Source organism: Bradyrhizobium sp. BWC-3-1 (assembly GCF_032917965.1).
GTDB lineage: Bacteria > Pseudomonadota > Alphaproteobacteria > Rhizobiales > Xanthobacteraceae > Bradyrhizobium > Bradyrhizobium canariense_D.
Window position 1 is genome coordinate 3,943,425 of the sequence record NZ_CP136625.1, and the last position, 26,060, is coordinate 3,969,484.

The 26,060-nt window shown below is 64.2% G+C and carries 35 protein-coding genes; 32 read left to right on the top strand and 3 right to left on the bottom strand.

What is annotated here, in order from left to right; genetic code table 11:
• Positions 1-3: 3 nt before the first annotated feature.
• The 26 genes from rplB (at position 4) to RX329_RS19115 (ending at position 15,688) form a co-directional block, all read left to right on the top strand.
• Entirely contained in the window at positions 4-837 is an 834-nt protein-coding gene (gene rplB, locus RX329_RS18990; protein WP_007611609.1) for a 50S ribosomal protein L2, read from the top strand.
• A 12-nt stretch (positions 838-849) separates the two neighbouring features.
• Entirely contained in the window at positions 850-1,128 is a 279-nt protein-coding gene (rpsS, locus tag RX329_RS18995) for a 30S ribosomal protein S19 (protein ID WP_007603021.1), read from the top strand.
• Between the two features lie 10 nt (positions 1,129-1,138).
• Positions 1,139-1,525 (top strand): 50S ribosomal protein L22, encoded by a 387-nt coding sequence (gene rplV / locus RX329_RS19000; protein ID WP_007603022.1) that lies wholly within the window; start codon positions 1,139-1,141, stop codon positions 1,523-1,525.
• An 18-nt stretch (positions 1,526-1,543) separates the two neighbouring features.
• On the top strand, positions 1,544-2,269 hold the full coding sequence (gene rpsC, locus RX329_RS19005; protein ID WP_007603023.1) for a 30S ribosomal protein S3: 726 nt from the start codon (positions 1,544-1,546) through the stop codon (positions 2,267-2,269).
• Positions 2,270-2,301: 32 nt separating this feature from the next.
• Positions 2,302-2,715 (top strand): 50S ribosomal protein L16, encoded by a 414-nt coding sequence (gene rplP, locus RX329_RS19010; RefSeq protein ID WP_007603024.1) that lies wholly within the window; start codon positions 2,302-2,304, stop codon positions 2,713-2,715.
• Positions 2,716-2,720: 5 nt separating this feature from the next.
• On the top strand, positions 2,721-2,927 hold the full coding sequence (gene rpmC, locus RX329_RS19015; protein WP_007603026.1) for a 50S ribosomal protein L29: 207 nt from the start codon (positions 2,721-2,723) through the stop codon (positions 2,925-2,927).
• 13 nt (positions 2,928-2,940) lie between these two features.
• Positions 2,941-3,189: a 30S ribosomal protein S17 gene (rpsQ, locus tag RX329_RS19020; protein ID WP_007603028.1), complete on the top strand. Its 249-nt coding sequence runs from the start codon at positions 2,941-2,943 to the stop codon at positions 3,187-3,189.
• A gap of 83 nt (positions 3,190-3,272) precedes the next feature.
• Positions 3,273-3,641: a 50S ribosomal protein L14 gene (gene rplN, locus RX329_RS19025; RefSeq protein WP_007603030.1), complete on the top strand. Its 369-nt coding sequence runs from the start codon at positions 3,273-3,275 to the stop codon at positions 3,639-3,641.
• Positions 3,641-3,955, top strand: coding sequence for a 50S ribosomal protein L24 (rplX, locus tag RX329_RS19030; protein ID WP_007603031.1), 315 nt, complete (start codon positions 3,641-3,643; stop codon positions 3,953-3,955). Before rplN ends, rplX begins: the two co-directional genes overlap by 1 nt.
• Positions 3,948-4,505: a 50S ribosomal protein L5 gene (rplE, locus tag RX329_RS19035; RefSeq protein ID WP_007603032.1), complete on the top strand. Its 558-nt coding sequence runs from the start codon at positions 3,948-3,950 to the stop codon at positions 4,503-4,505. Before rplX ends, rplE begins: the two co-directional genes overlap by 8 nt.
• Before the next feature lie 46 nt (positions 4,506-4,551).
• Complete coding sequence (rpsN, locus tag RX329_RS19040) at positions 4,552-4,857, top strand: 30S ribosomal protein S14 (protein WP_007611604.1); 306 nt, start codon at positions 4,552-4,554, stop codon at positions 4,855-4,857.
• A 14-nt stretch (positions 4,858-4,871) separates the two neighbouring features.
• Positions 4,872-5,270: a 30S ribosomal protein S8 gene (rpsH, locus tag RX329_RS19045; RefSeq protein ID WP_007603034.1), complete on the top strand. Its 399-nt coding sequence runs from the start codon at positions 4,872-4,874 to the stop codon at positions 5,268-5,270.
• Between the two features lie 16 nt (positions 5,271-5,286).
• Positions 5,287-5,820: a 50S ribosomal protein L6 gene (rplF, locus tag RX329_RS19050; RefSeq protein WP_007603035.1), complete on the top strand. Its 534-nt coding sequence runs from the start codon at positions 5,287-5,289 to the stop codon at positions 5,818-5,820.
• Positions 5,821-5,831: 11 nt separating this feature from the next.
• Positions 5,832-6,194 (top strand): 50S ribosomal protein L18, encoded by a 363-nt coding sequence (rplR, locus tag RX329_RS19055; protein WP_085395578.1) that lies wholly within the window; start codon positions 5,832-5,834, stop codon positions 6,192-6,194.
• Positions 6,195-6,241: 47 nt separating this feature from the next.
• A complete protein-coding gene (gene rpsE / locus RX329_RS19060) occupies positions 6,242-6,829 on the top strand; it encodes a 30S ribosomal protein S5 (RefSeq protein WP_007603037.1) in 588 nt (195 codons plus the stop codon).
• Between the two features lie 25 nt (positions 6,830-6,854).
• Positions 6,855-7,061 carry a 50S ribosomal protein L30 gene (gene rpmD / locus RX329_RS19065; RefSeq protein ID WP_018456457.1) on the top strand — a complete coding sequence of 69 codons (207 nt, stop codon included), beginning with the start codon at positions 6,855-6,857 and terminating at the stop codon, positions 7,059-7,061.
• Between the two features lie 72 nt (positions 7,062-7,133).
• Positions 7,134-7,619: a 50S ribosomal protein L15 gene (rplO, locus tag RX329_RS19070; RefSeq protein ID WP_027518586.1), complete on the top strand. Its 486-nt coding sequence runs from the start codon at positions 7,134-7,136 to the stop codon at positions 7,617-7,619.
• A 152-nt stretch (positions 7,620-7,771) separates the two neighbouring features.
• Entirely contained in the window at positions 7,772-9,103 is a 1,332-nt protein-coding gene (gene secY, locus RX329_RS19075; protein ID WP_007611601.1) for a preprotein translocase subunit SecY, read from the top strand.
• Positions 9,104-9,367: 264 nt separating this feature from the next.
• On the top strand, positions 9,368-10,249 hold the full coding sequence (locus RX329_RS19080; RefSeq protein ID WP_085351285.1) for an adenylate kinase: 882 nt from the start codon (positions 9,368-9,370) through the stop codon (positions 10,247-10,249).
• Between the two features lie 187 nt (positions 10,250-10,436).
• Positions 10,437-10,805, top strand: a complete 369-nt coding sequence (gene rpsM / locus RX329_RS19085) for a 30S ribosomal protein S13 (protein WP_018456460.1) — start codon at positions 10,437-10,439, stop codon at positions 10,803-10,805.
• A gap of 122 nt (positions 10,806-10,927) precedes the next feature.
• Positions 10,928-11,317 carry a 30S ribosomal protein S11 gene (rpsK, locus tag RX329_RS19090; protein ID WP_007603045.1) on the top strand — a complete coding sequence of 130 codons (390 nt, stop codon included), beginning with the start codon at positions 10,928-10,930 and terminating at the stop codon, positions 11,315-11,317.
• A gap of 111 nt (positions 11,318-11,428) precedes the next feature.
• Positions 11,429-12,460, top strand: a complete 1,032-nt coding sequence (locus RX329_RS19095) for a DNA-directed RNA polymerase subunit alpha (RefSeq protein WP_007603046.1) — start codon at positions 11,429-11,431, stop codon at positions 12,458-12,460.
• Between the two features lie 120 nt (positions 12,461-12,580).
• Positions 12,581-12,997, top strand: a complete 417-nt coding sequence (gene rplQ / locus RX329_RS19100; RefSeq protein WP_018456461.1) for a 50S ribosomal protein L17 — start codon at positions 12,581-12,583, stop codon at positions 12,995-12,997.
• Between the two features lie 159 nt (positions 12,998-13,156).
• Positions 13,157-13,945, top strand: coding sequence for an SDR family NAD(P)-dependent oxidoreductase (locus RX329_RS19105; protein WP_085351286.1), 789 nt, complete (start codon positions 13,157-13,159; stop codon positions 13,943-13,945).
• Between the two features lie 67 nt (positions 13,946-14,012).
• Positions 14,013-14,309 (top strand): DUF1330 domain-containing protein, encoded by a 297-nt coding sequence (locus RX329_RS19110; protein WP_085351287.1) that lies wholly within the window; start codon positions 14,013-14,015, stop codon positions 14,307-14,309.
• 56 nt (positions 14,310-14,365) lie between these two features.
• The gene (locus tag RX329_RS19115) at positions 14,366-15,688 is read left to right on the top strand and encodes a chloride channel protein (RefSeq protein ID WP_085351288.1); all 1,323 of its coding nucleotides are present in this window, start codon (positions 14,366-14,368) and stop codon (positions 15,686-15,688) included.
• 9 nt (positions 15,689-15,697) lie between these two features.
• Here the strand turns inward: RX329_RS19115 and RX329_RS19120 are convergent, their stop codons facing one another.
• Both RX329_RS19120 and RX329_RS19125 read right to left on the bottom strand, forming a co-directional pair.
• Positions 15,698-16,711: a zinc-binding alcohol dehydrogenase family protein gene (locus tag RX329_RS19120; protein WP_085360809.1), complete on the bottom strand. Its 1,014-nt coding sequence runs from the start codon at positions 16,709-16,711 to the stop codon at positions 15,698-15,700.
• 81 nt (positions 16,712-16,792) lie between these two features.
• Positions 16,793-18,394, bottom strand: a complete 1,602-nt coding sequence (locus tag RX329_RS19125; protein ID WP_085360811.1) for an OprO/OprP family phosphate-selective porin — start codon at positions 18,392-18,394, stop codon at positions 16,793-16,795.
• 313 nt (positions 18,395-18,707) lie between these two features.
• Here RX329_RS19125 and RX329_RS19130 point away from each other — a divergent pair, with 313 nt between their 5' ends.
• Genes RX329_RS19130 through RX329_RS19140 form a run of 3 tightly spaced genes read left to right on the top strand, consistent with a single transcriptional unit; the run spans position 18,708 to position 22,713 of the window.
• Positions 18,708-20,114 carry a DegQ family serine endoprotease gene (locus RX329_RS19130; RefSeq protein ID WP_162496373.1) on the top strand — a complete coding sequence of 469 codons (1,407 nt, stop codon included), beginning with the start codon at positions 18,708-18,710 and terminating at the stop codon, positions 20,112-20,114.
• The gene (locus tag RX329_RS19135; protein ID WP_085351291.1) at positions 20,111-21,442 is read left to right on the top strand and encodes a replication-associated recombination protein A; all 1,332 of its coding nucleotides are present in this window, start codon (positions 20,111-20,113) and stop codon (positions 21,440-21,442) included. Before RX329_RS19130 ends, RX329_RS19135 begins: the two co-directional genes overlap by 4 nt.
• A gap of 56 nt (positions 21,443-21,498) precedes the next feature.
• Positions 21,499-22,713, top strand: coding sequence for an RluA family pseudouridine synthase (locus tag RX329_RS19140; protein WP_317246323.1), 1,215 nt, complete (start codon positions 21,499-21,501; stop codon positions 22,711-22,713).
• Between the two features lie 50 nt (positions 22,714-22,763).
• Here RX329_RS19140 and RX329_RS19145 read toward each other — a convergent pair whose 3' ends face one another.
• A complete protein-coding gene (locus RX329_RS19145) occupies positions 22,764-23,210 on the bottom strand; it encodes a hypothetical protein (protein WP_085351293.1) in 447 nt (148 codons plus the stop codon).
• Between the two features lie 74 nt (positions 23,211-23,284).
• On the opposite strand from RX329_RS19145, the gene RX329_RS19150 reads away from it, so the two are divergent.
• Genes RX329_RS19150 through RX329_RS19160 form a run of 3 tightly spaced genes read left to right on the top strand, consistent with a single transcriptional unit; the run spans position 23,285 to position 25,995 of the window.
• Positions 23,285-24,079: an ATP12 family chaperone protein gene (locus tag RX329_RS19150; RefSeq protein WP_317246324.1), complete on the top strand. Its 795-nt coding sequence runs from the start codon at positions 23,285-23,287 to the stop codon at positions 24,077-24,079.
• Positions 24,080-24,136: 57 nt separating this feature from the next.
• On the top strand, positions 24,137-25,738 hold the full coding sequence (locus RX329_RS19155) for a flagellar hook-length control protein FliK (RefSeq protein ID WP_317246325.1): 1,602 nt from the start codon (positions 24,137-24,139) through the stop codon (positions 25,736-25,738).
• Entirely contained in the window at positions 25,735-25,995 is a 261-nt protein-coding gene (locus tag RX329_RS19160) for an EscU/YscU/HrcU family type III secretion system export apparatus switch protein (protein ID WP_085351295.1), read from the top strand. Before RX329_RS19155 ends, RX329_RS19160 begins: the two co-directional genes overlap by 4 nt.
• The last annotated feature ends 65 nt before the right edge of the window (positions 25,996-26,060 follow it).

Genomic DNA, 26,060 nt, shown 5'->3' on the forward strand with positions numbered 1-26,060 from the left:
ACGATGGCACTGAAGACATTCAATCCCACGACGCCGGGCCAGCGCCAGCTGGTCATGGTCGATCGTTCGGCCCTCTACAAGGGCAAGCCGGTCAAGGCGCTCACCGAAGGCAAGCACTCCTCCGGCGGCCGTAACAACACCGGTCGCATCACCGTGCGCTTCCGCGGCGGTGGTCATAAGCGAACGTTGCGTACCGTCGATTTCAAGCGCGACAAGGTCGATGCGCCCGCGACGGTCGAGCGGCTGGAGTACGATCCGAACCGCACCGCATTCATCGCGTTGGTCAAGTACGAAGACGGCACCCAGGCCTATATCCTGGCGCCGCAGCGTTTGGCCGTCGGTGATTCCGTCGTCGCCGGCAACTATGTCGACGTGAAGCCGGGCAATGTCATGCCGCTCGGCAACATGCCGGTCGGCACGATCATCCACAACATCGAGGTCAAGATCGGGAAGGGCGGCCAGCTCGCCCGTTCCGCGGGCACCTATGCCCAGCTCGTCGGTCGCGACCAGGACTACGTGATCATCCGCCTGAACTCGGGCGAACAGCGCCTGGTGCACGGCCGTTGCCGCGGCACGATCGGCGCGGTGTCGAACCCGGATCACATGAACACGTCGATCGGCAAGGCCGGCCGCAACCGTTGGCTGGGCCGCAAGCCGCACAACCGCGGCGTTTCGATGAACCCGATCGACCATCCGCACGGCGGTGGTGAAGGTCGTACCTCGGGCGGCCGCCACCCGGTTACTCCGTGGGGCAAGCCGACCAAGGGCAAGAAGACCCGCTCCAACAAGTCGACCAACAAATTCATTCTCCTAAGCCGCCACAAGCGGAAGAAGTAAGGAACGCCGGACATGGTTCGTTCAGTCTGGAAAGGCCCGTTCGTCGAGGGTTCTCTGCTCAAGAAGGCAGATGCCGCGCGCTCGTCCGGCCGTCACGACGTCATCAAGATCTGGAGCCGTCGCTCGACGATCCTGCCGCAATTCGTCGGCCTGACCTTCGGCGTCTACAACGGTCAGAAGCACGTGCCGGTGGCCGTCAACGAGGAAATGGTCGGTCACAAGTTCGGCGAGTTCTCGCCGACCCGCACCTTCCATGGCCACTCCGGGGACAAGAAAGCCAAGAAGGCTTGAGGATTAAACGATGAGCAAACCTAAGCGCGAACGGAGCCTCGCCGAGAACGAGGCCAAGGCGGTCGCCCGGATGCTGCGGGTGAGCCCGCAGAAGCTCAACCTGGTCGCCCAGCTCATTCGCGGCCGGAAGGCGGCTGCTGCGCTCGCCGACCTGCAGTTTTCGCGCAAGCGGATCGCGGTTGACGTGAAGAAGTGCCTGGAATCGGCTATTGCCAACGCCGAGAACAACCACGACCTCGACGTCGACGATCTCGTCGTGGCGCAGGCCTTCGTCGGCAACGGCCTCGTGATGAAGCGCTTTGCCGCCCGCGGCCGTGGCCGCTCGGGCCGTGTCTACAAACCATTTTCACAGCTGACGATCATCGTTCGTCAGGTCGAAGCCGCAGCAGCGGCTTAAGGGACGCAGGAGAACACGATGGGTCAAAAGATCAATCCGATCGGTCTGCGTCTCGGCATCAACCGGACCTGGGATTCCCGCTGGTACGCCGGCAAGCAGGAATACGGCAAGCTGCTGCACGAGGACGTCAAGATTCGTGAGATCCTGCACAAGGAGCTCAAGCAGGCAGCCGTTGCCCGCATCGTGATCGAGCGTCCGCACAAGAAGTGCCGCGTCACCATCCACTCGGCTCGTCCGGGCGTGGTGATCGGCAAGAAGGGCGCCGACATCGACAAGCTGCGCAAGAAGGTCGCGGACATCACGGCGTCCGACGTCGTCATCAACATCGTCGAAATCCGCAAGCCGGAGCTCGATGCGACGCTGGTGGCCGAGTCGATCGCACAGCAACTGGAGCGCCGCGTGGCGTTCCGCCGCGCCATGAAGCGCGCCGTCCAGTCGGCGATGCGTCTCGGCGCGGAAGGCATCCGGATCAACTGTTCGGGACGTCTGGGCGGCGCGGAAATCGCGCGCATGGAGTGGTACCGCGAAGGTCGCGTGCCGCTGCACACGCTGCGCGCAGACATCGACTACGGGGTTGCGACCGCGTTCACGACCTTCGGCACCTGCGGTGTCAAGGTCTGGATCTTCAAGGGCGAGATCCTCGAGCACGATCCGATGGCCCAGGACAAGAGAATGGCCGAAGGTGAGACTGGTGGCGGCGGCGATCGCGGCGGCCGGCAGCGCCGGGACAACGCTGCAGCCTGACGCCAGCACAGAGAATTTGAGGGCTTGAAGCCATGATGCAACCTAAGAAAACGAAGTTCCGGAAGGCGCATAAGGGCCGTATCCACGGCGTTGCGTCTTCGGGCGCGACGTTGGCGTTCGGCCAGTTCGGTCTGAAGGCGACCGAGCCTGAGCGCGTCACCGCGCGCCAGATCGAAGCCGCTCGCCGCGCGCTGACCCGCCACATGAAGCGCGCCGGCCGCGTCTGGATCCGCATATTCCCCGACGTTCCCGTGTCGAAGAAGCCTGCCGAAGTCCGCATGGGTTCCGGCAAGGGCGCGCCGGAATTGTGGGTCGCGCGCGTCAAGCCGGGCCGGGTGCTGTTCGAGATCGACGGCGTCAACACCCAGACGGCGCGTGAAGCGCTGACCCTGGCGGCAGCCAAGCTGCCGATCAAGACGCGCTTCGTCGAGCGCATTGCGGAGTAATGGCCATGGCCCAGATGAAAATCGAAGACATCCGCGCGTTGAGCCCCGATCAGCAGGACGACGCCATCCTGAACCTGAAGAAGGAGCGCTTCAACCTGCGCTTCCAGCGCGCCACCGGGCAGCTCGAGAACACCTCGCGCCTGCGCGAAGCCCGCCGTGACATCGCCCGGATCAAGACCGTCGCCGCGCAGACGCGCGCGAAGAAGAAGTAAGAGGCTTACGAAGATGCCGAAACGTACTTTGCAGGGCGTGGTCGTCAGCGACAAGCAAGCCAAGACCATCGTGGTGCGCGTCGATCGCCGCTTTACGCACCCGATCTACAAGAAGACGATCCGCCGTTCGAAGAACTACCACGCGCACGACGAGAGCAACGAGTTCAAGCCGGGCGACATGGTGTGGATCGAGGAATCGAAGCCGATTTCGAAGTTGAAGCGCTGGGTCGTGATCCGGGGCGAACACAAGAAAAGCGCCTGATCTGTTGGCTTTAGCCGACTGACTTCAGGTTAATGTTGAGCGCCGGCTGGGCTGGCGCAAAGAGAAGAGGACGAGGTGCATCAATGATTCAGATGCAGACCAACCTCGACGTGGCCGATAATTCTGGCGCACGCCGTGTCATGTGTATCAAGGTGCTCGGGGGCTCCAAGCGCCGCTACGCCACGATCGGCGACATCATCGTTGTCTCGATCAAGGAAGCTATTCCGCGCGGCAAGGTGAAGAAGGGCGACGTGATGAAGGCCGTCGTGGTGCGCGTCCGCAAGGACATTCGCCGCGCCGACGGTTCGGTCATCCGCTTCGACCGCAACGCCGCCGTTCTGATCAACAATCAGTCCGAGCCGGTCGGTACCCGTATCTTCGGGCCCGTGCCGCGCGAGCTGCGCGCCAAGAACCACATGAAGATCATCTCGCTCGCGCCGGAGGTGCTGTGATGGCTGCGAAGATCCGCAAGGGCGACAAGGTCGTCGTGCTGACCGGCCGCGACAAGGGCCGCACCGGCGAGGTGTTCGAAGTGCGTCCCGACGCCGGTACGGCGCTGGTGCGCGGCATCAACATGGTCAAGCGTCACCAGAAGCAGACGCAGGCCCAGGAGGGCGGCATCATCTCGAAAGAGTCGCCGATCCAACTGTCCAACATCGCGTATGTCGGCAAGGACGGGAAGCCGACCCGCGTCGGATTCAAGATTCTGGCGGACGGCAAGAAGGTCCGCATCGCCAAGAGCTCGGGAGCTGAGATCGATGGCTGAGGCCGCTTACACACCGCGCCTGCGCGCGGAATACGACGCGAAGATCCGGACGGAAATGACCGAGAAGTTCGGTTATGAGAACGTCATGCAGGTTCCGCGCCTGGACAAGGTCGTGCTGAACATGGGCGTTGGCGATTCCGTCAACGACCGCAAGAAGGCCGAGAACGCCGCTGCGGAATTGACCCAGATCGCCGGCCAGAAGGCGATCGTGACCTATTCGCGGATCGCGATCGCGACCTTCAAGTTGCGTGAGAACCAGCCGATCGGCTGCAAGGTCACGCTGCGCAAGGCCCGTATGTACGAGTTCATCGATCGTCTGGTGACGGTCGCGCTGCCCCGCGTCCGCGACTTCCGCGGCTTGAACCCGAAGAGCTTCGATGGCCGCGGCAACTACTCGCTCGGCCTCAAGGAACACATCATTTTCCCCGAGATCGACTTCGACAAGGTCACGGAATCCCGCGGTATGGACATCACCGTCTGCACCACGGCCAAGACCGACGACGAGGCGAGGGCCTTGTTGACCGCATTCAATTTCCCGTTCCGGCAGTGAGACGCTGACCTAAAGCCTCTCAAACGCGGATACCCAGGAGCCAAGCATGGCAAAGAAGAGTTCAATCGAGAAGAACAACCGGCGCAAGCGGATGACGAAGAACGCCGCCCCGAAGCGCGAGCGGTTGAAGGCGATCATCGCCGACAAGACGTTGCCGATGGAGGAGCGGTTCGCTGCGACCCTGAAGCTGGCGGAAATGCCGCGCAACTCGTCGGCGACCCGCATCCGTCTGCGTTGCGAGCTGTCGGGCCGTTCGCGCTCGAACTATCGCTTGACCAAACTGTCCCGCATCGCAATGCGGGACCTTGGCTCCAAGGGCATGGTCCCGGGCCTCGTGAAGTCCAGCTGGTAAGGAGGGTCGTTTAGATGTCTACGCACGATCCAATCAGCGATCTGATCACCCGCATCCGTAACGCGCAGATGCGCTCCAAGAACAAGGTCTCCACGCCTGGCTCGAAGATGCGCGAGAACGTGCTCGAGGTGCTGAAGAGCGAAGGCTACATCCGCGGTTACGCGACGCTCGAGCATTCCTCGGGCCGCAGCGAGATCGAGATCGAGCTGAAGTATTTCGACGGCGAGCCCGTTATCCGTGAGATCGAGCGTGTCTCCAAGCCCGGACGTCGCGTGTACGCCTCGGTGAAGAACCTGCCGCGGGTCAATAACGGACTCGGCATTTCGGTGTTGTCGACGCCGAAGGGAATCATGGCTGACCACAGTGCGCGTGAAGCGAACGTGGGCGGCGAAGTTCTCTTCACGGTGTTCTGAGAAGGATTTTTGATCCATGTCACGTGTTGGCAAAAGACCGGTAGCGGTGCCGTCGGGTGTGACCGCGACCGTCGACGGGCAGACCGTCAAGATGAAGGGGCCGAAGGGCCAGCTTCAGTTCGTCGTCCATAACGACGTCGAGGTGAAGCTCGACAACGGCCAGGTCAAGGTGAACCCGCGGGTTGAGACCAACCGCGCGCGGGCCCTGTACGGGACCGCTCGCGCCCAGGTCGCGAATCTGGTCGAGGGTGTCACCAAGGGTTTCGAGAAGAAGCTCGAAATCACCGGCGTCGGTTACCGCGCGGCGCTGCAGGGCAAGAACCTGCAGCTCGCGCTCGGCTACAGCCACGATGTGGTCTACGCGATCCCGGAAGGGATCACGATCACCGTGCCGAAGCCGACCGAGATCACGGTGACGGGCAGCGACATTCAGCGCGTCGGCCAGGTCGCCGCCGAGATTCGCTCCTATCGTCCGCCGGAGCCCTACAAGGGCAAGGGCGTGAAGTATGTTGGCGAGTTCATCTTCCGCAAGGAAGGCAAGAAGAAGTAACGGAGCCGGTCATGTCGAAAGCCAAGGTTACGAATGCCCGGCGCAAGCGCAGTGTACGTCTGAAGCTGCGCCGCTCGGGTGGCGGCCGTCCGCGCCTGTCGGTGTTCCGCTCGTCCAAGCACATCTACGCCCAGGTCATCGACGACCTGAAGGGCGAAACGCTGGCCTCTGCCTCGTCGCTCGAGAAGTCGATGCGCGATGGCGGCAGGACCGGCGCCGACATCGATGCGGCGAAGGCGGTCGGCAAGCTGCTGGCCGAGCGCGCCGCCGAGAAGGGTGTCAAGGAAGTCGTGTTCGATCGCGGCAGCTATCTCTATCACGGGCGCGTCAAGGCTCTTGCCGACGCGGCGCGTGAAAGCGGGCTGAGCTTCTAACAGAATTTGAGGATTGAGGCGTAAGCCTCTGAAGGACTGGAAAAACCATGGCAGAACGCGAACAACGTGGTGGACGCGATCAACGCGGCGGCGGACGTGAACGCAGGGAAGAGCGCGACAGCGAGTTCGTTGACAAGCTCGTCCACATCAATCGCGTCGCCAAGGTCGTCAAGGGCGGCAAGCGCTTCGGTTTCGCAGCGCTGGTCGTGATCGGCGACCAGAAGGGCCGCGCCGGCTTCGGTCACGGCAAGGCGCGCGAAGTGCCCGAGGCGATCCGCAAGGCAACCGAATCCGCCAAGCGCAACCTGACCCGCGTGTCGTTGCGCGAGGGCCGCACGCTGCATCACGACATCGCCGGCCGTCATGGCGCGGGCCGTGTTTACCTGCGCGCAGCTCCGGCCGGTACCGGCATCATCGCCGGCGGTCCGATGCGCGCCGTGTTCGAGACGCTCGGCGTCCAGGACGTGGTTGCGAAGTCGATCGGCTCGTCGAACCCGTACAACATGGTTCGCGCGACCTTCGATGCGCTGAAGCATCAGGATTCGCCGCGCTCGGTCGCTGCCCGCCGCAACATCAAGGTGTCCACCCTCCAGTCCCGCCGTATCGGTGGTGACGCCGAGGCGGTTGCCGAATAACGGAAGCTTTTCGGAGTAGACGCCTATGGCCAAGAGTGCCGTTACGACCGCAAAGACGATCAAGCTCGAGCAGACCGGCAGCGCGATCCGCCGCCATCACTCGCAGCGTTCGACGCTGATCGGGCTCAAGCTCAACAAGATCGGCCGCATCAGCGAACTGCCGGACACCCCGGCGGTCCGCGGCATGATCTTGAAAGTTCACCATCTCGTTCGCATTGTCGACGAGAAGTAAGCAAAGGCGCACGATCCCGAAGCGGGACCCGTTTTCGGTGAAGGTCATGCGCAAGAAACAAGGAGCAGGGCGATGAAGCTCAGCGATATCGCCGACAATGCCGGCTCGCGCAAGAAGCGTATGCGCGTCGGCCGCGGCATTGGTTCGGGCAAGGGCAAGCAGGCCGGCCGCGGTGGCAAGGGCCAGACCGCGCGTTCGGGCGTGCGCATCAAGGGTTTCGAAGGCGGCCAGATGCCCTTGCATCGCCGTCTGCCCAAGCGCGGCTTCAACAACATCTTCCGCGTGGAGTTCGCCGAGATCAATCTCGACCGGCTCCAGGATGCGGTCGATGCCAAGAAGATCGACGCCGGCAGCGTCGTGAACGTCGAATCCCTGGTCAAGGCCGGCGTGCTGCGCCGCGCCAAGGGTGGCCTGCGGCTGCTCGGCCGCGGCGAGTTCAAGGCCAAGCTCAACATCGAAGTGCACGGCGCCTCGAAGACCGCGATCGCGGCAGTCGAGAAGGCCGGCGGCTCGGTGAAGATCCTCGCGCCTGCCAAGGAAGAAGGCGAGGCGGCGTAACAACTGCGTCATCGGCCCGCGGCTCGCGGGCCTTTACGCACGCGGGACGATGGACTTATCGAAGCCGTAGCCCCAGATAATGTCCGGTGTCCGGTATAATGTAGCCCGGCCGCGGGCATAACGGCGCAATAAGCGGCGGGAGAAAGTCCAAGATGGCCTCTGCAGCGGAACAACTGGCAGCCAATCTCAATTTCGGTGCGTTTGCCAAGGCCGACGAACTGAAGAAGCGCATCTGGTTCACCCTGGGCGCGCTGCTCGTTTATCGGCTCGGGACCTACATCCCGTTGCCCGGCATCGATCCCAACATCTGGGAGCAGGTGTTCCGCTCCCAGGCGGGCGGCATCCTCGGCATGTTCAACATGTTCGCCGGCGGCGGCATTCACCGCATGGCGATCTTTGCGCTGAACATCATGCCGTACATCTCGGCGTCCATCATCATCCAGCTCCTGACCACCGTCTCGCCGCAGCTCGAGGCGCTGAAGAAGGAAGGCGAGTCCGGCCGCAAGCTGCTCAACCAGTACACCCGTTATCTCACGGTGATCCTGGCCGCGTTCCAGTCCTACGGCATTGCGGTGGGCCTCGAAGGCGCCGGCAACGTCGTCAGCGACCCCGGCATGTTCTTCCGCCTGTCCACGGCGATCACGCTGACCGGCGGCACCATGTTCCTGATGTGGCTGGGCGAGCAGATCACGTCGCGCGGCATCGGCAACGGCATCTCCCTGATCATTCTCTCCGGCATCGTCGCCGAGCTGCCCGCGGCGCTCGCCAACATGCTCGAGCTCGGCCGTCAGGGTGCGATGTCGACCGGCCTGATTCTGGTGGTCATCATCATGGCGGTGGCCGTGATCGCCTTCATCGTGTTCGTGGAGCGCGCCCAGCGCCGGCTCTTGATCCAGTATCCGAAGCGCCAGGTCGGCAACAAGATGTTCGAGGGGCAGTCCTCGCATCTGCCGCTCAAGCTCAACACCTCGGGCGTGATCCCGCCGATCTTCGCGTCCTCGCTGTTGCTGCTGCCGACCACGGTTGCGAACTTCAACGCGGGCAGCGGGCCGGAATGGTTCCAGTGGATCAACACCCAGCTCGGCCACGGCCGTCCGCTGTTCCTGATCATGTATCTGGCGCTGATCGTGTTCTTCGCCTTCTTCTACACCGCGATCGTGTTCAATCCGACCGAGACCGCGGACAATCTGAAGAAGCACGGCGGCTTCATTCCGGGTATCCGCCCCGGCGAGCGTACCGCGGAATATATCGACTACGTGCTGTCGCGGATCACCGTGCTCGGCGCGGTGTATCTGGCGATCGTCTGCTTGATTCCGGAAATCCTGATCTCCTACGCGTCGGTGCCGTTCTACTTTGGCGGCACTTCGCTGCTGATCGTCGTCAGCGTCACCATGGATACGGTGGCGCAGGTGCAGGGCTATCTCCTGGCACATCAGTACGAAGGCCTGATCCGGAAGTCGAAGCTGCGCGGCCGCCGCCGTTAAGCGCGGCGTCCCTCGGGCGGCGCGATTGCGCCGCCGATTCGCCGCGCGTGCAATGCGCGCGGACGGCGAGCCGGCCATTCGGTCGCCTCGGCAGAGTCGCTCTTCCTGTCGTGCAAGCATTGATCTCAAAGGCTTCTTGGCGTCCGGCCATTTGCTCCCCTATGATATGGGTAGCGGTGCGGCGCTGATTATGATTTGCACTGTAACTGGACTTCAAAACACGGGCGCGCGACGTATCGCGCACCAATCGGGGGGCGTACGCCGATGAGAATTATACTTCTGGGGCCACCGGGATCGGGCAAGGGCACCCAGGCGCAGCTGCTGGTGCAGCGCTATGGCATCGTCCAGCTCTCGACCGGCGAGATGTTGCGTGCAGCGGTGGCGGCCGGAACGCCGGTCGGGCTCAAGGCTAAGGAGATCATGGCCAGCGGCGGTCTCGTGCCAGACGATGTCGTGGTGGGGATCATCTCCGATCGGATCGATCAGCCGGATGCCAAAAACGGTTTCATCCTTGACGGTTTCCCGCGGACCGTGCCGCAGGCCGAGGCGCTGGATGAGCTGCTCAAGCACAAGCACCTCAAGCTCGATGCCGTGATCGAGCTCCGCGTCAACGAAAGCGCGCTCCTGAATCGCGTCGAGACTCGCGTCGCCCAGATGCGCGAGCGCGGGGAAGAGGTCCGGCTCGATGACACCCCGGAGGTCCTGACCAAGCGACTCGCCAGCTACCGCAGCCAGACGGAACCGCTGATTCACTACTATTCCGAGCGGCGCAAGCTCTCGACCATCGACGGCATGATGGCCATCGATGAGGTCACCCGCGCCATCCATCGCCAGCTCCTGGCGCTCGGGGCGGTCGAGCCCAAGACGCATGGCAAGACGCACGCCCGGAGTGCGACAAAGGCGGCCCCGGCCAGAAAGGCCAAGGCGGCGAAGAAATCGGCCAAAAAGCCTGCGAAAGCGGCCAAAAAGGCTGCCAAATCCAGGAAGGCGGCCAAGAAGGCTACGACGGCAGGCAGGAGAATCGTCAAGAAAGCCGCCAAGAAGGCGGGGAAGAAGAAGGCAGCCAAAAAGACCGCCAGGAAGGCTGTCAAGAAAGGTGCCAAAAAGGCCGCAAAAAAGGTCACGAAAAGGCGAGCTAAGCGCTAGCAGCGGTTGACGAAAGCCCCCTGAATCCCCTAATAAGCCCCGCATCCAAGTCGGATAGTTTCAAACGATGCCGGGCCCCAGGAAGACCAGGGGTGGGCGTCGTGTTCGCGTTTGTGAACACCTGCCCGAGAAACCAAGCACTTAAAGCCCGATTCCTGACGAGGGATTGGCGACAGGAGAGAAGGCCGTGGCCCGTATTGCCGGCGTGAACATCCCGACCAACAAGCGCGTGCTGATCGCGCTCCAGTACATCCATGGCATCGGTCAGAAGATCGCCGGTGAGATTCTGGAGAAGGTGAAGATCCCGGTGGATCGTCGCGTCAATCAGCTCAGCGACGCCGAAGTGCTCCAGATCCGCGAAGTGATCGACCGCGACTATATGGTCGAGGGCGATTTGCGTCGTGAGGTCGGCATCAACATCAAGCGTCTGATGGACCTCGGCTGCTATCGCGGCCTGCGCCATCGTCGCGGTCTGCCGGTGCGTGGCCAGCGTACCCACACCAACGCGCGTACGCGCAAGGGTCCGGCCAAGGCCATCGCCGGCAAGAAGAAGTAAGTTTTCGCATCCAATCACGGCGTGTGGCGACCCGGGGATGACCCGTTCGCCACGCGCCTTTCGTTCCACAGGTGTAGCCGCTGGCATTACGGCGGCGTTGAGATCTTCAGGAAAGGTAGTCTATGGGCAAGGAAGCCACCCGCGTTCGTCGTCGTGAGCGCAAGAACATCGCCTCCGGCGTCGCGCACGTGAACTCGTCGTTCAACAACACGACCATCACCATCACCGACGCGCAGGGCAACACGATTGCCTGGTCCTCCGCCGGCACGATGGGCTTCAAGGGCTCGCGCAAGTCGACCCCGTATGCCGCACAGGTTGCCGCCGAGGACGTGTCGAAGAAGGCGCAGGAGCACGGCATGCGCACGCTGGAAGTCGAAGTCGCCGGTCCCGGTTCGGGCCGCGAATCGGCGCTCCGGGCGCTGCAGGCCGCGGGCTTCACCGTCACCTCGATCCGCGACGTGACCACGATCCCGCACAACGGTTGCCGTCCCCGTAAGCGTCGGCGCGTTTGATACCAGATTGCGGGCGCATTGGCGCCCGCGATGATTTTTTGCAAAGCCGTGGAAATGATCTGCGGCCTTTCTCCAACGCCAGTGCCTGCAACAGCAGTCTGACTGGCCTGTATGGGTGAAACAGTGACGATCCAGAAAAATTGGCAAGAACTGATTCGGCCGAACAAGCTGCAGGTACAGCCCGGCAGCGATCCGACCCGTTTCGCGACCATCGTCGCCGAACCGCTCGAGCGCGGCTTCGGCCAGACGCTCGGCAACGCGCTACGCCGCATCCTGCTGTCCTCGCTCCAGGGCGCGGCAGTGCAGTCGGTGCACATCGACGGCGTGCTGCACGAGTTCTCCTCGATCGCGGGCGTCCGTGAGGACGTCACCGACATCGTGCTCAACATCAAGGACATCTCGATCAAGATGCAGGGCGAAGGCCCCAAGCGCATGGTCGTCAAGAAGTCCGGACCGGGCGTCGTCACCGCCGGCGACATCCAGACCGTGGGCGACGTCGTCGTGCTCAATCCCGACCTGCAGATCTGCACGCTCGATGAGGGCGCCGAGATCCGCATGGAGTTCACGGTCGCAACCGGCAAGGGCTACGTTCCCGCCGAGCGCAACCGCCCCGAGGACGCACCGATCGGCCTGATCCCGGTCGACAGCCTGTACTCGCCGGTCCGCAAGGTCTCCTACAAGGTCGAGAACACCCGCGAGGGCCAGATCCTCGACTACGACAAGCTGACCATGACGATCGAGACCAACGGCGCACTGACGCCGGATGATTCCGTGGCCTACGCGGCGCGCATCCTGCAGGATCAGCTCAACGTGTTCGTCAACTTCGAAGAGCCGCGCAAGGAAGTCGCCCAGGAGATCATCCCGGACCTCGCCTTCAACCCGGCCTTCCTCAAGAAGGTGGACGAGCTCGAGCTGTCGGTGCGCTCGGCCAATTGCTTGAAGAACGACAACATCGTCTACATCGGCGACCTCGTGCAGAAGAGCGAAGCGGAAATGCTCCGCACTCCGAACTTCGGCCGCAAGTCTCTGAACGAGATCAAGGAAGTGCTGGCCCAAATGGGTCTGCACCTCGGCATGGAAGTGCCGGGCTGGCCGCCGGAGAACATCGACGAGCTCGCCAAGCGCTTCGAGGATCACTACTGATCCGAGCGACAACAGGCTGAGGCGCGAATTCATCGCGCCTTAGCGGGCGAACGCAGGCAGCCCACCTGAGCAACTGGTCCGACGAACCGTCGCGACGAATGAAATTCAAGGAATAGATAAATGCGTCACGGCAAGGTTCATCGCAAGCTCAACCGCACCGCTGAGCATCGCCGCGCGATGTTCGCCAACATGTGCGCCGCGCTGATCAAGCACGAGCAGATCGTCACCACGCTGCCGAAGGCGAAGGAATTGCGTCCGATCGTCGAGAAGCTGATTACCCTCGGCAAGAAGGGCGGGCTGGCCATGCGCCGTCAGGCCATCTCGGAGATGCGTGACAAGGATCAGGTCAGGAAGCTGTTCGACACGCTCGCGCCCCGCTACAAGGATCGCCAGGGTGGCTACACCCGCATCATCAAGGCCGGCTTCCGCTACGGCGACAACGCCCCGATGGCCGTGATCGAGTTTGTCGATCGTGATGTCGATGCCAAGGGCCTGGATTCCGGTCCGGTGCAGGAAAAGGAAGCCGAGGCGGCGTAAGCCGACCGGCAGAGAGTTTTCAGAAAGCGGCGCCTTCGGGCGCCGCTTTTTTATTGGCCGTCCTGTTGGTTACGTCCCGCTCCTCACGCGTCGGTGAGTGCCGATTGCTATCGTGCCGGCAGCGCCCAATATCTCCGCAAGCATCAACGGAGATCACGCATGAACATCGACCTATCCGGAAAGACCGCTCTCGTCACCGGCTCGACTGCCGGCATCGGCCATGCCATCGCCAAGGGCCTTGCCGGCTCGGGTGCGAGCGTCGTGATCAACGGACGCGGCCAGGACAAGGTCGATGCGGCCGTGCGCAAGCTGGAAGGGGCGGGCGGAAAGGTCCGCGGCATCGCCGCCGACGTCTCGACCGCGGCGGGCTGCAAGGCGCTGGCCGCGGCGCTGCCAGACGTCGACATCCTCATCAACAATGCCGGCATCTTCGAGCCGAGGGACTTTTTCGACATTCCGGACGAGGACTGGAGCCGCTTTTTCGAGGTCAACGTGATGAGCGGCGTGCGTCTCTCGCGTGCGTATATGAAAGGCATGCTCAAGCGCAACTGGGGCCGAATCGTCTTCATCTCCTCGGAGTCCGGGCTCAACATTCCCGTCGAGATGATCCACTACGGCATGAGCAAGACGGCGCAGCTCTCGGTCGCGCGGGGCCTGGCGCAGCTCACACGGGGCACCGGCGTCACCGTCAATTCCGTGCTGCCGGGCCCGACAATGTCGGAGGGCGTCGAGACGTTCGTGAAGGATCTTGCCAAGCAGAACGGCCAGTCGGTCGATGAGGCCGCGGCCAATTTCGTCAAACAACATCGCCCAAGCTCGCTGCTCCAGCGCTTCGCCAGCGTCGATGAGATCGCCAACATGGTGGTTTATGCGGCTTCGAAGGAAGCGTCCGCGACCAACGGTGCGGCGCTGCGCGCGGAGGGCGGCATCGTCAACACGATTGCCTAGAGCATGATCCGGAAAAGTGTGACGCGGTTTTCCGAAAAGATCATGCTCAAAACAAAAGGATCAACTCATGCCGGCCTATGTGATTTCGGAGGTCGAGGCGCGCGATCAAGCCACGATGGAAGCCTATCGCGAGCTGGCCGCGGCAACCATCGCTCAATATGGCGGCCGCTATCTCGTGCGTGGTGGCGCCACTGAGGTGGTGGAGGGCGGCCCGCGGCCCAAGACCATCATCATCGTGGAGTTCCCATCGATGGCGCGGGCGCAGGAATGGTACGCGTCGGCGGAATATGCCGAAGCGCTGAAGCTGCGGCAGGCGGCGCTGGAGCGACGGTTGATGTTCGTCGAGGGCGTGGTTCCAGTCTAGCTGGTCTGCTCGATAGCCCCTTCAATTCGCGGCGGGACCGGCTAAACCTCGATTTTATGCTCTGGCCCCTGTCGACCCGCCACAAACGCCTGTTCAGGCTGACATCCGCGCGATGGCAGCGGCGGGCGATCTTCGTGCTCGGTGGGATCGGGGTTGGCGCCGCGGCGGTGGCGCTGGCGCAACTCGCCGATCTCGCCCAGCACGCCTTCACGCTGCTGTTGGCCAAGTCGCGCTACGCCGTGCTCGCGGTGACACCTCTCGGCTTCATGCTCTCGGCGTATCTGACCATCCGGCTGTTCCCGAATGCACAGGGCAGCGGCATTCCCCAAGCGATCGCTGCGCGGCATCTGACCGACCAGGCGGCGCGCGAGAGCCTGGTCTCGATCCGAATCGCGATCGGAAAGGTGATCCTCACCTTGTTCGGCCTGCTGTGCGGCGGCTCCGTCGGCCGGGAAGGACCGAGCGTTCAAGTCGGCGCTTCCATCATGTTCGCGCTCGGCCGCGTCTCGCCACGCCGCCAGCCCGGATTAATCCTGGCCGGCGCGGCCGCCGGCGTCGCGGCCGCCTTCAACACACCGCTGGCGGGGATCGTCTTCGGCATCGAGGAGATGAGCCGTGCTTTCGAGACGCGCACCAGCAGTCTCATTATCGCGGCGGTGATAGCGGCCGGCCTGACCTCGCTCGCGCTGATGGGCAACTACGCCTATTTCGGCAGCAGTGCGACGGCGCTGGCCCCCGGCGTCGACTGGCTGGCGGTTCCGGTGTGCGGCGTGGTCGGCGGTTTGGCTGGCGGCATCTTCAGCCGTATCGTCATCGTGATGGCGCGCGGCTTCGCCCATCCGCTAGGGCGTTCGGTCAAGGGCCACCCCTTGTGGTTTGCGCTCGTGTGCGGCTTCGCAGTCGCGATCTGCGGCATTGTCTCCGGCGATACGATCTATGGCACAGGCTACCAGCAGGTAAAGACGGCCCTGGAGCAGGGCGCACCACTGCCGCAGGACTTCGGCATCCTCAAGCTTCTCGCCACCACCTTCGCGGCAATCAGTGGCATACCCGGCGGAATTTTTTCGCCGTCACTCGCCGTTGGAGCCGGCCTCGGCAGCAATATCGCGTCCTTCTTCCACGACGCTCCGCTCGGTGCGATCATGTTGCTCGGCATGGTCTCCTATTTTGCCGGTGTGGTGCAGGCGCCGATCACCGCTTTCGTCATCGTGACCGAGATGACCGACAACCACGCCATGGTGGTGCCGTTGATGGCCGCCGCCCTGATTGCACATGCCACATCGCGGATGATCTGCGAGGAAGGGATCTACCACGCGCTCGCGAAGGGCTTTATCGAGCGGGCGACGCGTCCGCCTCAGACGAATGCGGCGCCCTCTTGAGCCTTCGGCCTACCACCCCTCCAGCACGATCTTACCGCGCGACTTGCCGCTCTCCAAGAGCGCGTGCGCGCGCTTGAGATTGGTCGCGCTGATTGTGCCAAAGGTCTGGTCGAGCGTCGTGCGCAAGACGCCCTTGTCGATGAGGTCGGCGACATCGTTGAGCAGATGATGCTGCGCGATCATGTCGGCGGTCTGGAACGAGGAGCGCGTGAACATCGATTCCCAATGCACCGAGATTGCCTTGCCCTTGAACGCGCTCACAGTGAATTCCGGGGGATCGTCGATCAGGCCGAACTTGCCCTGCGGCGCCATGAAGTCGGCAATGCTCTTGTAGTGCTGGTCGGTGAAGGTGAGGCTCGCCACCAGCGCGACCGGCGGCAGCTTGAGCTTCTCGATCTGCTCCTTCATCGGTTGGCCGTGGTCGATCACCGCATGGGCGCCGAGATCGAGGCACCATTTTTGCGACTCCGGCCGCGTCGCGGTCGCGACCACCGTCAGCCCGGTGAGGCGGCGGGCGAGCTGGATCAGGATCGAGCCGACACCGCCGGCGCCGCCGGTGATCAAGAGCGTGCGCGGATCGACAATCTTGCCGGGCACCGCACCAAGCCGATCGAACAACAGCTCCCAGGCGGTGATGGAGGTGAGGGGAAGAGCCGCGGCCTGCGCGAACGACAGGCTCTTCGGCTTGTTGCCGACGATGCGCTCGTCGACAAGGTGGAATTCTGAATTGGTGCCCTGGCGCAGGATCGAGCCGGCGTAAAATACCTCGTCGCCCGGCTTGAACAGCGTGACGTCGGGACCGACGGCGTCGACCACGCCGGCCGCGTCATAGCCCAGAATCTTCGTCTCGCCCTCGGGCGGAGCGGCGCGCTTGCGCACCTTGTAGTCGACCGGGTTGGCCGAGATCGCCTTTACGGCGACACGGATATCACGGCCCTTGGGTTCGGGCTTGGCGGTCTCGAAATCGAACAGCGCGTCCTGATCCTCGATCGGAAGCGATTTCTTGTAGCCGACGGCCTTCATGGCTTGTCTCCTTCGATAGTGTTGCAGGTGCTGGGTCCCGGGTTCGCGTTTTTTGCGCGCCCCCGGGACGACAGGCGAGACCTAGAACGCGAACTGCGTCCGCATCGCGACCGCATCGAACTTCGAGCCGACATCGGCGGTCGAGACCGGCGAGGCCTGCCTCGATACCGTGCCATGCAGATAGTCCAGCATGAAACGGACGTTGCCGTTGACGTACCAGTTCAGCGCCGCGGTGTAGACGGTCTGCCGGCCGCCCGCGATGCCGGTGGCGGTCCCGAGCTGATCGTTGAGGTCGATCGTGGAGAAGCGTCCCGCGACTTCCCACGCGCCCCAGCCGCCGCCCTCGAGCGAGAACGGGTGCGCCGGCTTGACGCCGCCATAGGCCGCATTCGCCGCATTGTAGCTGCGACCCTCGCCCGTCAGCACGTAACCGGCCTGCGCGTAGCCGCCCTGGAATTTGAGGCTCGGCGCACCCAGCGGCGGCAGGCCGGTATTGGCGCTGCGATCGATGTTGTACCAGAAATACTCGCCTTGCAGGATCAATGGCCCATAGGTGGCGGCCGCTTCGACGCTGTAGACCTGCGCGCCGGAGGCATTGGCGATTGCGCCGGTCGTGGCCAGTGCCGTCGGATCGATGCGCAGTTCCGGACGATCGTTAAGCGTCACCGTCTGCGCACCCGTCACCATGTTGCGCGACGGCTGGATCAGCCATTCGGCATTGCCGCCAAGATGCAGCGAGTAATCCTTGCCGCTGACGGCCTGGCCCGCAACGCGGGCGACGGCGCCATACTGCTCGGAGGCACCGTTCGGTGCTGCGCTCGACGCCGAATGGATCGCGCCGGTCGAGGGCCCCGTGACATAGCCGCCGATCCAGAGCTGGTCGTTGTACCAGCGCGTGCCGACAGCCGAGCGGAAGTCGCCCGCGGCGATGCTGGTGGCGACGATGCCGGCCGAGGCGCGCTCCATGAACATGATGTCGTTGGAGCTCGTGGCTTCATCGAGAGTGTAGGGCAGGTCCATGATGCCGCCTTCGATGGCCATCTTACCGCCGAACGGTTTCAGGCCGGTATAGCTGAGATAGGCGTTCTCGACGCCGGAGACGCCGCCGCCGGGCAGCGAACCCGGAGCTGCGCCGCCAAACCCATCGGAGGAGCCGCCGAAGTCGTAGACCAGCGCGAAATTCCAGTCGTTGAAGAACTTGCCGGCGAGACCGATGCGCGCGCGGCGGACATTCTCGCCGCTATCGAGTTTCTGCGGCACGGTTGCGGCCGTGTTGGGCCGATAGTCGTAGCCGCCGACGTCCCAATGCACGCGACCTGTGATCCCGACGCAGTTTACCCCATCGGCAGTGCAGATGGTCGGCCGGTTGTTCGGCATCGTCACGACAACGCCGGAGGCAGGCGCCGGTCCCTTGAGCGGGATCGCCGCGTTGGCGTTGGCGACGACGGCCTTCGCTTCGGACCGCGCCTCAGCTTTCGCCTCAAGCCTGGCCTTCGCCGTGGCCGCGGTATTCGCTGCGGTCTGGCTCTGGAGCTTGTCGAGCTTCTGCTCCAGCATTTTCAACTGCTGCTTCAGGAGCGCGATCTCCTGCTCGCTGCTGCTGGCCGATTGGGCCTGGGCATGCGGGGCCGCCAGTGCGGCGGCGAGACCAATCGCCGTGGCTGCAATTCTTGTCCTGCTCACGTCATGACTCCATCGTTTGACGAACTTCCCCAAAGTCGCTGGCGGAGAGCCTAGGTGTGATCGATGACTACCCCGCGACGCCGCGTCCGGTTGTGCGGTTCCCACTGGTGTAAATTCGCCGCAACCGAATCCGCGTTGCACCACCATGCAAGATGACGCACATCATGCCAATCGGCAGCCCCGGCAAATTGCCATTTCGCACGCAGAGCTTGCAGGCTGGACACACCAAAAAGGGGGTCGAATAGGCCGCCGGGCGCCCTTCTATTGGGGGGCGAACGCGCCTATATTCCGGCGTCTTTTCCAAGAGGTAGGAATGTTTCGATCGACCTGGACCGCCGTCGTCACGGCACTGTGCATAGCCTTTTCGGCCAACTTCAATCCGGCCGCCGCGCAAGACCGCCGCGTGCCGTCCTCGCCCGCCGAACTGCGGCTGTCCTATGCGCCGATCGTGCAGCGGGTGCAGCCGGCGGTCGTCAACGTCTATGCTGCCAAGGTGGTGCAGAACCGCAACCCCCTGCTCGACGACCCGATCTTCCGCCGCTTCTTCGGCGTGCCCGGCCAGCAGCAGGAGCAGGTGCAGCGCTCGCTTGGTTCGGGCGTGATCGTCGATGCGTCCGGGCTCGTCGTCACCAACGTCCACGTCATTGAAGGCGCCGACCAGGTCAAGGTGTCGCTGTCGGACAAGCGCGAGTTCGAGGCCGAGATCGTGCTGAAGGACTCTCGCAGCGATCTCGCGGTGCTGCGTCTGAAGGACACCAAGGAGAAGTTTCCGGCACTCGAATTCACCAATTCAGACGAGCTGATGGTCGGCGACGTCGTGATGGCGATCGGCAATCCCTTCGGCGTGGGCCAGACCGTCACCCACGGCATCATCTCGGCCTTGGCGCGCACGCAGGTCGGCATCACCGACTACCAGTTCTTCATCCAGACCGACGCGGCGATCAATCCCGGCAATTCCGGCGGCGCGCTGGTCGACATGAACGGCAGGCTCGCGGGCATCAACACCGCGATCTATTCGCGCTCCGGCGGCTCGCAGGGCATCGGCTTCGCGATCCCCGCCAACATGGTGCGCGTCGTCGTCGCCTCCGCCAAGGGCGGCGGCAAAGCGGTGAAGCGGCCCTGGTTAGGGGCGAAATTGCAGGCGGTGACGCCGGAGATCGCCGAGAGCCTCGGGCTGCGTTCGCCGACCGGTGCGCTGGTCGCAAGCGTCGTTCCGAACGGACCGGCGGCCAAGGCCGGGCTGAAATCCTCCGACCTGATCGTCTCGATCGACGGCCAGACGGTGGATGATCCCAACGCCTTCGACTATCGCTTCGCCACACGGCCGCTCGGCGGCACGGCGCAGATCGACGTGCAGCGCGGCGGCAAGCCGGTCAAGCTGACGGTGGCGCTGGACGCCGCGCCCGATACCGGCCGCAACGAGCTCGTCATCACCGCGCGCTCGCCTCTCCAAGGTGCGAAGGTCTCGACCATCACCCCCGCGCTCGCCGACGAGCTGCATCTGGACGCCGATACCGAAGGCGTCGTGGTCACCGATCTCGGGGGCGACAGCGCGGCGGCGAATGTCGGCTTCCAGAAGGGCGACGTTATCCTGGCGGTCAACAACCAAAAGATCAGCAAGACCAGCGACCTCGAAAAAGCGGCGGCCGAGCGCCAGCGGATCTGGCGCATCACGCTGGTGCGCGGCGGCCAGCAGATCAACGTCACGCTGGGCGGATGAGTCCGAAACGACCACAGGGGACGCCAACTCTCTTCGCCGCGGCGGGGCTCGATCACGAGGCTCCGCATCCGCTGCCGGATCGGCTGCGGCCGCGCGCGCTCTCGGAGGTCGTCGGCCAGGATCACATCCTGGGTCCCGACGGCGCGCTGACGCGCATGCTGGAGACGCGCACGCTAGGCTCGCTGGTGTTCTGGGGCCCGCCCGGCACCGGCAAGACCACGGTCGCGCGGCTGCTCGCGGACGCCACGGATTTGCATTTCGAGCAGATCTCCGCGGTGTTCTCCGGCGTCGCCGATTTGAAGAAGGCCTTTGAGGCCGCGCGTGCACGCCGCGAGATGGGCAAGGGCACGCTGCTGTTCGTCGACGAGGTGCATCGCTTCAACCGCGCCCAGCAGGATTCCTTTCTGCCCGTCATGGAAGACGGCACGGTGGTGATGGTCGGCGCCACCACCGAAAATCCGTCCTTCGAGCTCAACGCGGCGCTTCTGTCCCGCGCGCGTGTGCTGGTGTTTCGCTCGCTCGACGCGGCCGCGATCGAAAAGCTGTTTGCGCATGCCGAGGAGGTCGAGGGCCGCAAGCTGCCGCTCGACGAGGAAGCGCGCGCCGTGCTGGTGCGCATGGCCGATGGCGACGGCCGCGCGTCGCTGACGCTCGTCGAGGAAGTCTGGCGCGCCGCGCGCAAGGACGAGATTTTCGACGCCGCGCAATTGCAGGAGATATTGCAGCGCCGCGCGCCGATCTACGACAAGTCGGCAGACGGCCATTACAATTTGATCTCGGCGCTGCATAAGTCAGTGCGGGGCTCCGATCCCGATGCCGCGCTGTATTATCTCGCGCGCATGCTCGATGCCGGCGAGGATCCGCTGTTTCTGGCCCGCCGCGTCGTGCGCATGGCGGTCGAGGATATCGGGCTTGCCGATCCGCAGGCGCTCGTCATCGCCAACGCAGCCAAGGACGCTTTCGACTTCCTCGGTCATCCCGAGGGCGAGCTCGCGATCGCGCAGGCGGTGGTCTATCTCGCCACCGCGCCAAAATCGAACGCCGTCTACACCGCCTTCGGCAAGGCAATGCAGGTCGCAAAGCAGGCCGGCTCGCTGCTGCCGCCGAAACATATCCTCAACTCGCCGACCAAGCTGATGAAGTCGGAAGGCTACGGCGCATCTTACGAATACGACCACGACACGCCCGACGCCTTCTCCGGCCAGGATTATTTCCCGGAAGCCCTGGGCCGCCAGACCTTCTACGACCCGCCCGATCGCGGGTTCGAGCGGGAGATCAGGAAGCGGCTGGATTATTGGGCCAAGTTGCGCAAGGAGCGGGGTGGCTGAAGCCAAAATCGCCATTTCGCCGTGACGTGAGGCCGGTTTTGAGCTAGGCAGGCACCATGAGCCGCCGCATCAAAAGAACCGATCCAAAGCCCCGTTCGCGCGACGAGCGCAAGGAGGCGCGCCCGTTCAAGGCGCGCAGCGCGAAGCCTGCTGGGCTGCGGCCGGGCGGCAAGCCGGGCGCGAAGGCGCCGCGCTTTGCGAGCGAGCGCGTCGAGCGGCGCGCGCCCAAAGCTGAACCAGAAAAGGCTGCACCGGCAAAGCCCGTCGAGGCATTGCTGCCGACCAAGGTGCAGACCGTCAAGGTGACGGCCGACGAGAACAACATGCGCGTCGATCGCTTCCTTGAAGCGCACTTTCCCGGCCTGTCGTTCTCCCACATTCAGCGCGTCGTTCGCAAAGGCGAGCTGCGCGTCGACGGCAAGCGCGTCGACAGCAAGGATCGGCTGGAGGAGGGCCAGAGCGTCCGGATTCCGCCGCTGAAGCTCGACATGCCGAAGGCACCCAATCCGCAGTCGGAGGCGGCGCAAAAGACACTTGCGGCGCTGAAGGAGATGACGATTTACGAGGACGACGACGTTCTCGTGCTGAACAAGCCGGCCGGACTTGCCGTGCAGGGCGGTTCGGGCATGACCCGACACATCGACCAGATGCTGGAGGTGATGCGCGATTCGAAGGGCCAGAAGCCGCGCCTCGTGCACCGCATCGACAGGGAGACGTCGGGCTGTCTCCTGGTCGCCAAGACCCGCTTTGCCGCCTCGCATCTGACCGGCGCGTTCCGGTCGCGTTCGGCGCGAAAAACCTATTGGGCGCTGGTGCCCGGGCTACCGAAGCCGAAGCAGGGCCGCATCTCGACATTCCTTGCCAAGGAGGAGAGCGAGGACGACACCATCATGCGCATCGCCCAGCATGGCGACGAGGGCGCAAGCCACGCTGTCACGTACTATGCGGTGGTCGAGACCGCCGGCAACAAGCTGACCTGGGTGTCGCTGAAGCCGGTGACGGGGCGCACCCACCAGCTGCGCGCCCACATGGAACATATCGGCCACCCCATCGTCGGCGATCCCAAATATTTCAACATCGAGAACTGGCAACTGCCGGGCGGCCTGCAAAACCGGCTGCACCTGCTGGCGCGCCGCATTGTCATCCCGCATCCCCGCGGCGGCTTCATTGATGCGACCGCGCCGCTGCCGCAGCACATGCAGCAGTCATGGAACCTGCTCGGGCTCGATGCGAGCCGGTTTGATCCGATCGAGAACGCGCCGGAAGAGTAATTGAGTTTGCAATCGGGTTGCTTCGCTGCGCTCCGAATAATGAAGCCCGCTCAATTCCGAAACTGCTCTAGAAACGTCCGCAGGCTATCGTGCGGGCTCTCGACATCCGTGATCAACCAGCCCTCGGGCCCGCTGACCAGGATGAAGTTCAGAGTCACCGGCCGGCCGCGGTTGTCGAAATTCGCCGCGACATAGGTCTTGTCGTATTGCCTGCGAATGACCGCGATCGCGACCGGGCCGAGCTTCCAGCTCGGGCTCTGCACCAGGAAATCGTAGGGCTCGACCCGCGGCGCGGACCACACCTTGCGCAAAGAGGGGGCGAAGAATTGCCGGGCGGTGGCGCCATCCTGCGGCAGGCCTTTTGAGAGCTCCGGCGCGCCCTGGCCGTAATGAGCGTAGACGTTGCGGACCACCGATTCCGGAGTCCGAAAGCCGCCCTGCGCCGCGGCCGGCCAAAACCCGGCGACCAGAGCCACAATGCCCGCAAGTTCCCTCATACCTGCCGCTCGCTTTATCGGTCGTCGCTCTTACCTTACAAGCCTAGCATTGAGTGATCAGGGCCGAAAACCAGATGCGCGAATTGTTCGATGAAGCTGCGGGGCGATTCCCGCTTGATCCGCAGGAGTTGGTCCGCCAGGCCTCGCGCGTGCCGCTGCGCAAGCGCTTCTACAAGGAGGTGGGGGTCGCTGAGGCTGAGGGCGGCTTTGCCATCACGCTTGACGGCAAGGCGATCCGCACGCCGTCCGGCCGCCAGGTGATCATCCCTGCGCGCGTGCTAGCCGACGCAGTGGCTGCCGAGTGGGCGGATCAGAAAGAGACGATCAATCCCATGACGATGCCGCTGACGCGGATCGCCAATAGCGTGGTCGAGGGCGTCGTCGACTGCGTCGATCTCGTCAGCGACGACCTCGCAAAGTATCTCCAGTCCGATCTGCTGTTCTATCGCGCCGGCCATCCCGAGGGGCTCGTCGCCCGCGAGGCCGCGCATTGGGACCCCGTGTTGTTCTGGGCCGCGGAGACGCTGGGAGCGCATTTCATCCTGTCGGAAGGCGTCATGCCTGTGACGCAGCCGGAGGCGGCCGTCCAGGCCGCGCGTGCGGCGCTGCCGGGGGATGCCTGGTCGGTCGCCGCCCTCCACGTGATCACCACCCTGACCGGCTCGGCCCTGCTGGCGCTGGCGCTGGCCCATGGCGTGCGCGATGCCGGCCAGGTCTGGGCGGCGGCTTATGTCGATGAGGACTGGAACGACGAGAAATGGGGCGTGGACGAGGAAGCGGCCGGCCGCCGCGCCGCCCGCCTCAGGGACTTTCAGGCCGCCGTGACGGTTTTGGCCGCTGTGAACCCGCCGGCGGCCAAAGGTCCTTAACGAGAGGTTTACGAGGGCGGCCTTAGGGTAGGGCCTACGCTCCCCGGGCCCCTCGCCATGCCGACGCCGATAAGCTCGATCGTTCCCGTCAGTGCCGCCAGCCCTGTTGCTGACGCGGTGACGCCCGATCTTGTGCTGCAGGCCGGCAGCATCGTCGACGCAAGAGTCGTCAGCGTGCTCGCCGATAATCTGGTGCGGATCGCGATCGCCAACCTGTCGATGGATGTGATGTCCGAGGTGGCGCTGGCACCAGGCCAGAATCTCCAGCTTGCGGTGTCGCAGAACGGCGGCACCATCCGGCTCGCCGTCATGGGTGGGGGAGGCGAGGCGACCGCCGATCAGGTCACGCTGACGCCGGCTGCGGCCTCGCTGGTTGACAGCCCCCCGATTGCTCCGTCGGCGAGCGCGGGACGCAACGTGCTGACGCCATCGGAGCAGGTCGCCGTTACCGCAGCTTCGGTCGAGGCGGTCACAAAGCAGGGCAGCCAGGCGCCGCTGTTCGCCAATCTGGCCGCGGTCGTCACCGGTAGCGATCTTCCGGCGGGGCTGAAGCAGGCGATGCTGGGCGTGCTGGCGCAGCAGACGCCGCTCAACACCGGGCTCGATGGCGGCGACATTGAATCCGCATTCCAAAAATCCGGCCTATTCCTCGAAGCCTCGCTCGCCGAGGGCGCGACGCCGTCCTCCGGCACGATGCCAGACCTGAAGGCGGCATTGCTGGTGCTGCGCCAAACGCTGACGACGCTCGAGGCGATTGCGCCACAGGCGCAAGGTGCCGCCCTTCCGGCTGGTACCGTGGCGACACCGCAGCTCACTGCCGCGGAGACGCAGGCCGCATTGCCGGCAACCGAACCCGAGATCGCCCAATCACCGCAAATGCCGCGCAGCGTCAATATCGCAGCCTCTGTGTTGGCGGACATCGCTGGCGGTGCTCCGCAGGCCGCGGTGCCGCGGGCCATGACCGCAGGCCTTGCCGCGACCCTCCTGCAAGAGATCACGCAAGGTCTGCCGCGAATGACGGGAAACGTGCCGGGCTCGAACAAGGCCGTACCCGACGGACATATTTTCGAAGCCGCCGCGCGCGCGACGCCACCACCGGTTCGCGGCGCGCTGCCGTCGCCGCAATTCATTGCCTCGCCGTCACTCGTACCGGATACGCCGCTCGCTGCGACCGTGCATCGCCTGCTCGATGACACCGATGCCGCTCTCGCGCGCCAGACGTTGCTCCAGGTTGCTTCGCTCCCCGATCGCACCGACGCCAGCGGTCACAAGATTGATCCGAGCGTGCCGCAGTGGAATTTCGAGATTCCATTCGCAACGCCGCAGGGCACGGCAATGGCGCAGTTCGAGATCTCGCGCGACGGCGGCAATGAATCCGCCGATCCCGCCAGGCGCGCCTGGCGCGCGCGCTTCACGCTGAATGTCGAGCCGGCCGGCCCCGTGCACGCTTTGATTACGCTCAACGGTGACAAGACCTTCGTGCTGCGGATGTGGGCGGAGCGGCCGACGACCGCACAGCAGCTTCGCGCCGGAATCGGCGAGCTCAACCAGGCACTGACCAGGGCCGAGCTCAAGCCCGGCGACATCCTGGTCCGCGATGGCACGCCGCCACAGCCCGCACCGGCCCGCGCCGGCCACTTTCTGGATCGCGCTACATGAGCGACCCGTCGAAGCTTGCGATTGCGCTGCATTACGAGAGGGGCAGCAACGCGCCGGTCGTCGTCGCCAAGGGCAAGGGCACGATCGGCGAAAAAATCGTCGAGATCGCCAAGGCCAACGACATCCCGATCGAGGAGAACGAGATCCTGGCCGGTGCGCTCTCCAAGGTCGAACTCGGCGAGGAGATCCCGCCGGACCTCTACAAGGCCGTCGCCGAGGTGCTGGTGTTCGTGCTGCGGCTGTCGGGCAGGCGGTAGCTGTCATCGTTTCACCACTTAGCGGCTGCATGGTCGCGGCCATCTTCATCGCGTAACGGACATCG

Bases quoted from the DNA above. Each gene is read 5' to 3' on its own strand.
- rpsQ (WP_007603028.1), top strand. From the start codon at position 2,941: ATGCCGAAACGTACTTTGCAGGGCGTGGTCGTCAGCGACAAGCAAGCC.
- rpmC (WP_007603026.1), top strand. From the start codon at position 2,721: ATGGCCCAGATGAAAATCGAAGACATCCGCGCGTTGAGCCCCGATCAG.
- RX329_RS19120 (WP_085360809.1), bottom strand. From the start codon at position 16,711: ATGAAGGCCGTCGGCTACAAGAAATCGCTTCCGATCGAGGATCAGGAC.
- RX329_RS19160 (WP_085351295.1), top strand. From the start codon at position 25,735: ATGAGCGACCCGTCGAAGCTTGCGATTGCGCTGCATTACGAGAGGGGC.
- rplN (WP_007603030.1), top strand. From the start codon at position 3,273: ATGATTCAGATGCAGACCAACCTCGACGTGGCCGATAATTCTGGCGCA.
- rplP (WP_007603024.1), top strand. From the start codon at position 2,302: ATGATGCAACCTAAGAAAACGAAGTTCCGGAAGGCGCATAAGGGCCGT.
- rplQ (WP_018456461.1), top strand. From the start codon at position 12,581: ATGCGTCACGGCAAGGTTCATCGCAAGCTCAACCGCACCGCTGAGCAT.
- rplX (WP_007603031.1), top strand. From the start codon at position 3,641: ATGGCTGCGAAGATCCGCAAGGGCGACAAGGTCGTCGTGCTGACCGGC.
- rplR (WP_085395578.1), top strand. From the start codon at position 5,832: ATGTCGAAAGCCAAGGTTACGAATGCCCGGCGCAAGCGCAGTGTACGT.
- rplO (WP_027518586.1), top strand. From the start codon at position 7,134: ATGAAGCTCAGCGATATCGCCGACAATGCCGGCTCGCGCAAGAAGCGT.
- RX329_RS19135 (WP_085351291.1), top strand. From the start codon at position 20,111: ATGAGTCCGAAACGACCACAGGGGACGCCAACTCTCTTCGCCGCGGCG.
- rpsS (WP_007603021.1), top strand. From the start codon at position 850: ATGGTTCGTTCAGTCTGGAAAGGCCCGTTCGTCGAGGGTTCTCTGCTC.
- RX329_RS19105 (WP_085351286.1), top strand. From the start codon at position 13,157: ATGAACATCGACCTATCCGGAAAGACCGCTCTCGTCACCGGCTCGACT.
- RX329_RS19115 (WP_085351288.1), top strand. From the start codon at position 14,366: ATGCTCTGGCCCCTGTCGACCCGCCACAAACGCCTGTTCAGGCTGACA.
- RX329_RS19110 (WP_085351287.1), top strand. From the start codon at position 14,013: ATGCCGGCCTATGTGATTTCGGAGGTCGAGGCGCGCGATCAAGCCACG.
- rplB (WP_007611609.1), top strand. From the start codon at position 4: ATGGCACTGAAGACATTCAATCCCACGACGCCGGGCCAGCGCCAGCTG.
- RX329_RS19095 (WP_007603046.1), top strand. From the start codon at position 11,429: ATGGGTGAAACAGTGACGATCCAGAAAAATTGGCAAGAACTGATTCGG.
- RX329_RS19145 (WP_085351293.1), bottom strand. From the start codon at position 23,210: ATGAGGGAACTTGCGGGCATTGTGGCTCTGGTCGCCGGGTTTTGGCCG.
- RX329_RS19150 (WP_317246324.1), top strand. From the start codon at position 23,285: ATGCGCGAATTGTTCGATGAAGCTGCGGGGCGATTCCCGCTTGATCCG.
- RX329_RS19140 (WP_317246323.1), top strand. From the start codon at position 21,499: ATGAGCCGCCGCATCAAAAGAACCGATCCAAAGCCCCGTTCGCGCGAC.
- RX329_RS19080 (WP_085351285.1), top strand. From the start codon at position 9,368: ATGAGAATTATACTTCTGGGGCCACCGGGATCGGGCAAGGGCACCCAG.
- rplF (WP_007603035.1), top strand. From the start codon at position 5,287: ATGTCACGTGTTGGCAAAAGACCGGTAGCGGTGCCGTCGGGTGTGACC.
- rpmD (WP_018456457.1), top strand. From the start codon at position 6,855: ATGGCCAAGAGTGCCGTTACGACCGCAAAGACGATCAAGCTCGAGCAG.
- rpsC (WP_007603023.1), top strand. From the start codon at position 1,544: ATGGGTCAAAAGATCAATCCGATCGGTCTGCGTCTCGGCATCAACCGG.
- RX329_RS19155 (WP_317246325.1), top strand. From the start codon at position 24,137: ATGCCGACGCCGATAAGCTCGATCGTTCCCGTCAGTGCCGCCAGCCCT.
- rplV (WP_007603022.1), top strand. From the start codon at position 1,139: ATGAGCAAACCTAAGCGCGAACGGAGCCTCGCCGAGAACGAGGCCAAG.
- rpsK (WP_007603045.1), top strand. From the start codon at position 10,928: ATGGGCAAGGAAGCCACCCGCGTTCGTCGTCGTGAGCGCAAGAACATC.
- rplE (WP_007603032.1), top strand. From the start codon at position 3,948: ATGGCTGAGGCCGCTTACACACCGCGCCTGCGCGCGGAATACGACGCG.
- rpsE (WP_007603037.1), top strand. From the start codon at position 6,242: ATGGCAGAACGCGAACAACGTGGTGGACGCGATCAACGCGGCGGCGGA.
- RX329_RS19130 (WP_162496373.1), top strand. From the start codon at position 18,708: ATGTTTCGATCGACCTGGACCGCCGTCGTCACGGCACTGTGCATAGCC.
- rpsH (WP_007603034.1), top strand. From the start codon at position 4,872: ATGTCTACGCACGATCCAATCAGCGATCTGATCACCCGCATCCGTAAC.
- rpsN (WP_007611604.1), top strand. From the start codon at position 4,552: ATGGCAAAGAAGAGTTCAATCGAGAAGAACAACCGGCGCAAGCGGATG.
- secY (WP_007611601.1), top strand. From the start codon at position 7,772: ATGGCCTCTGCAGCGGAACAACTGGCAGCCAATCTCAATTTCGGTGCG.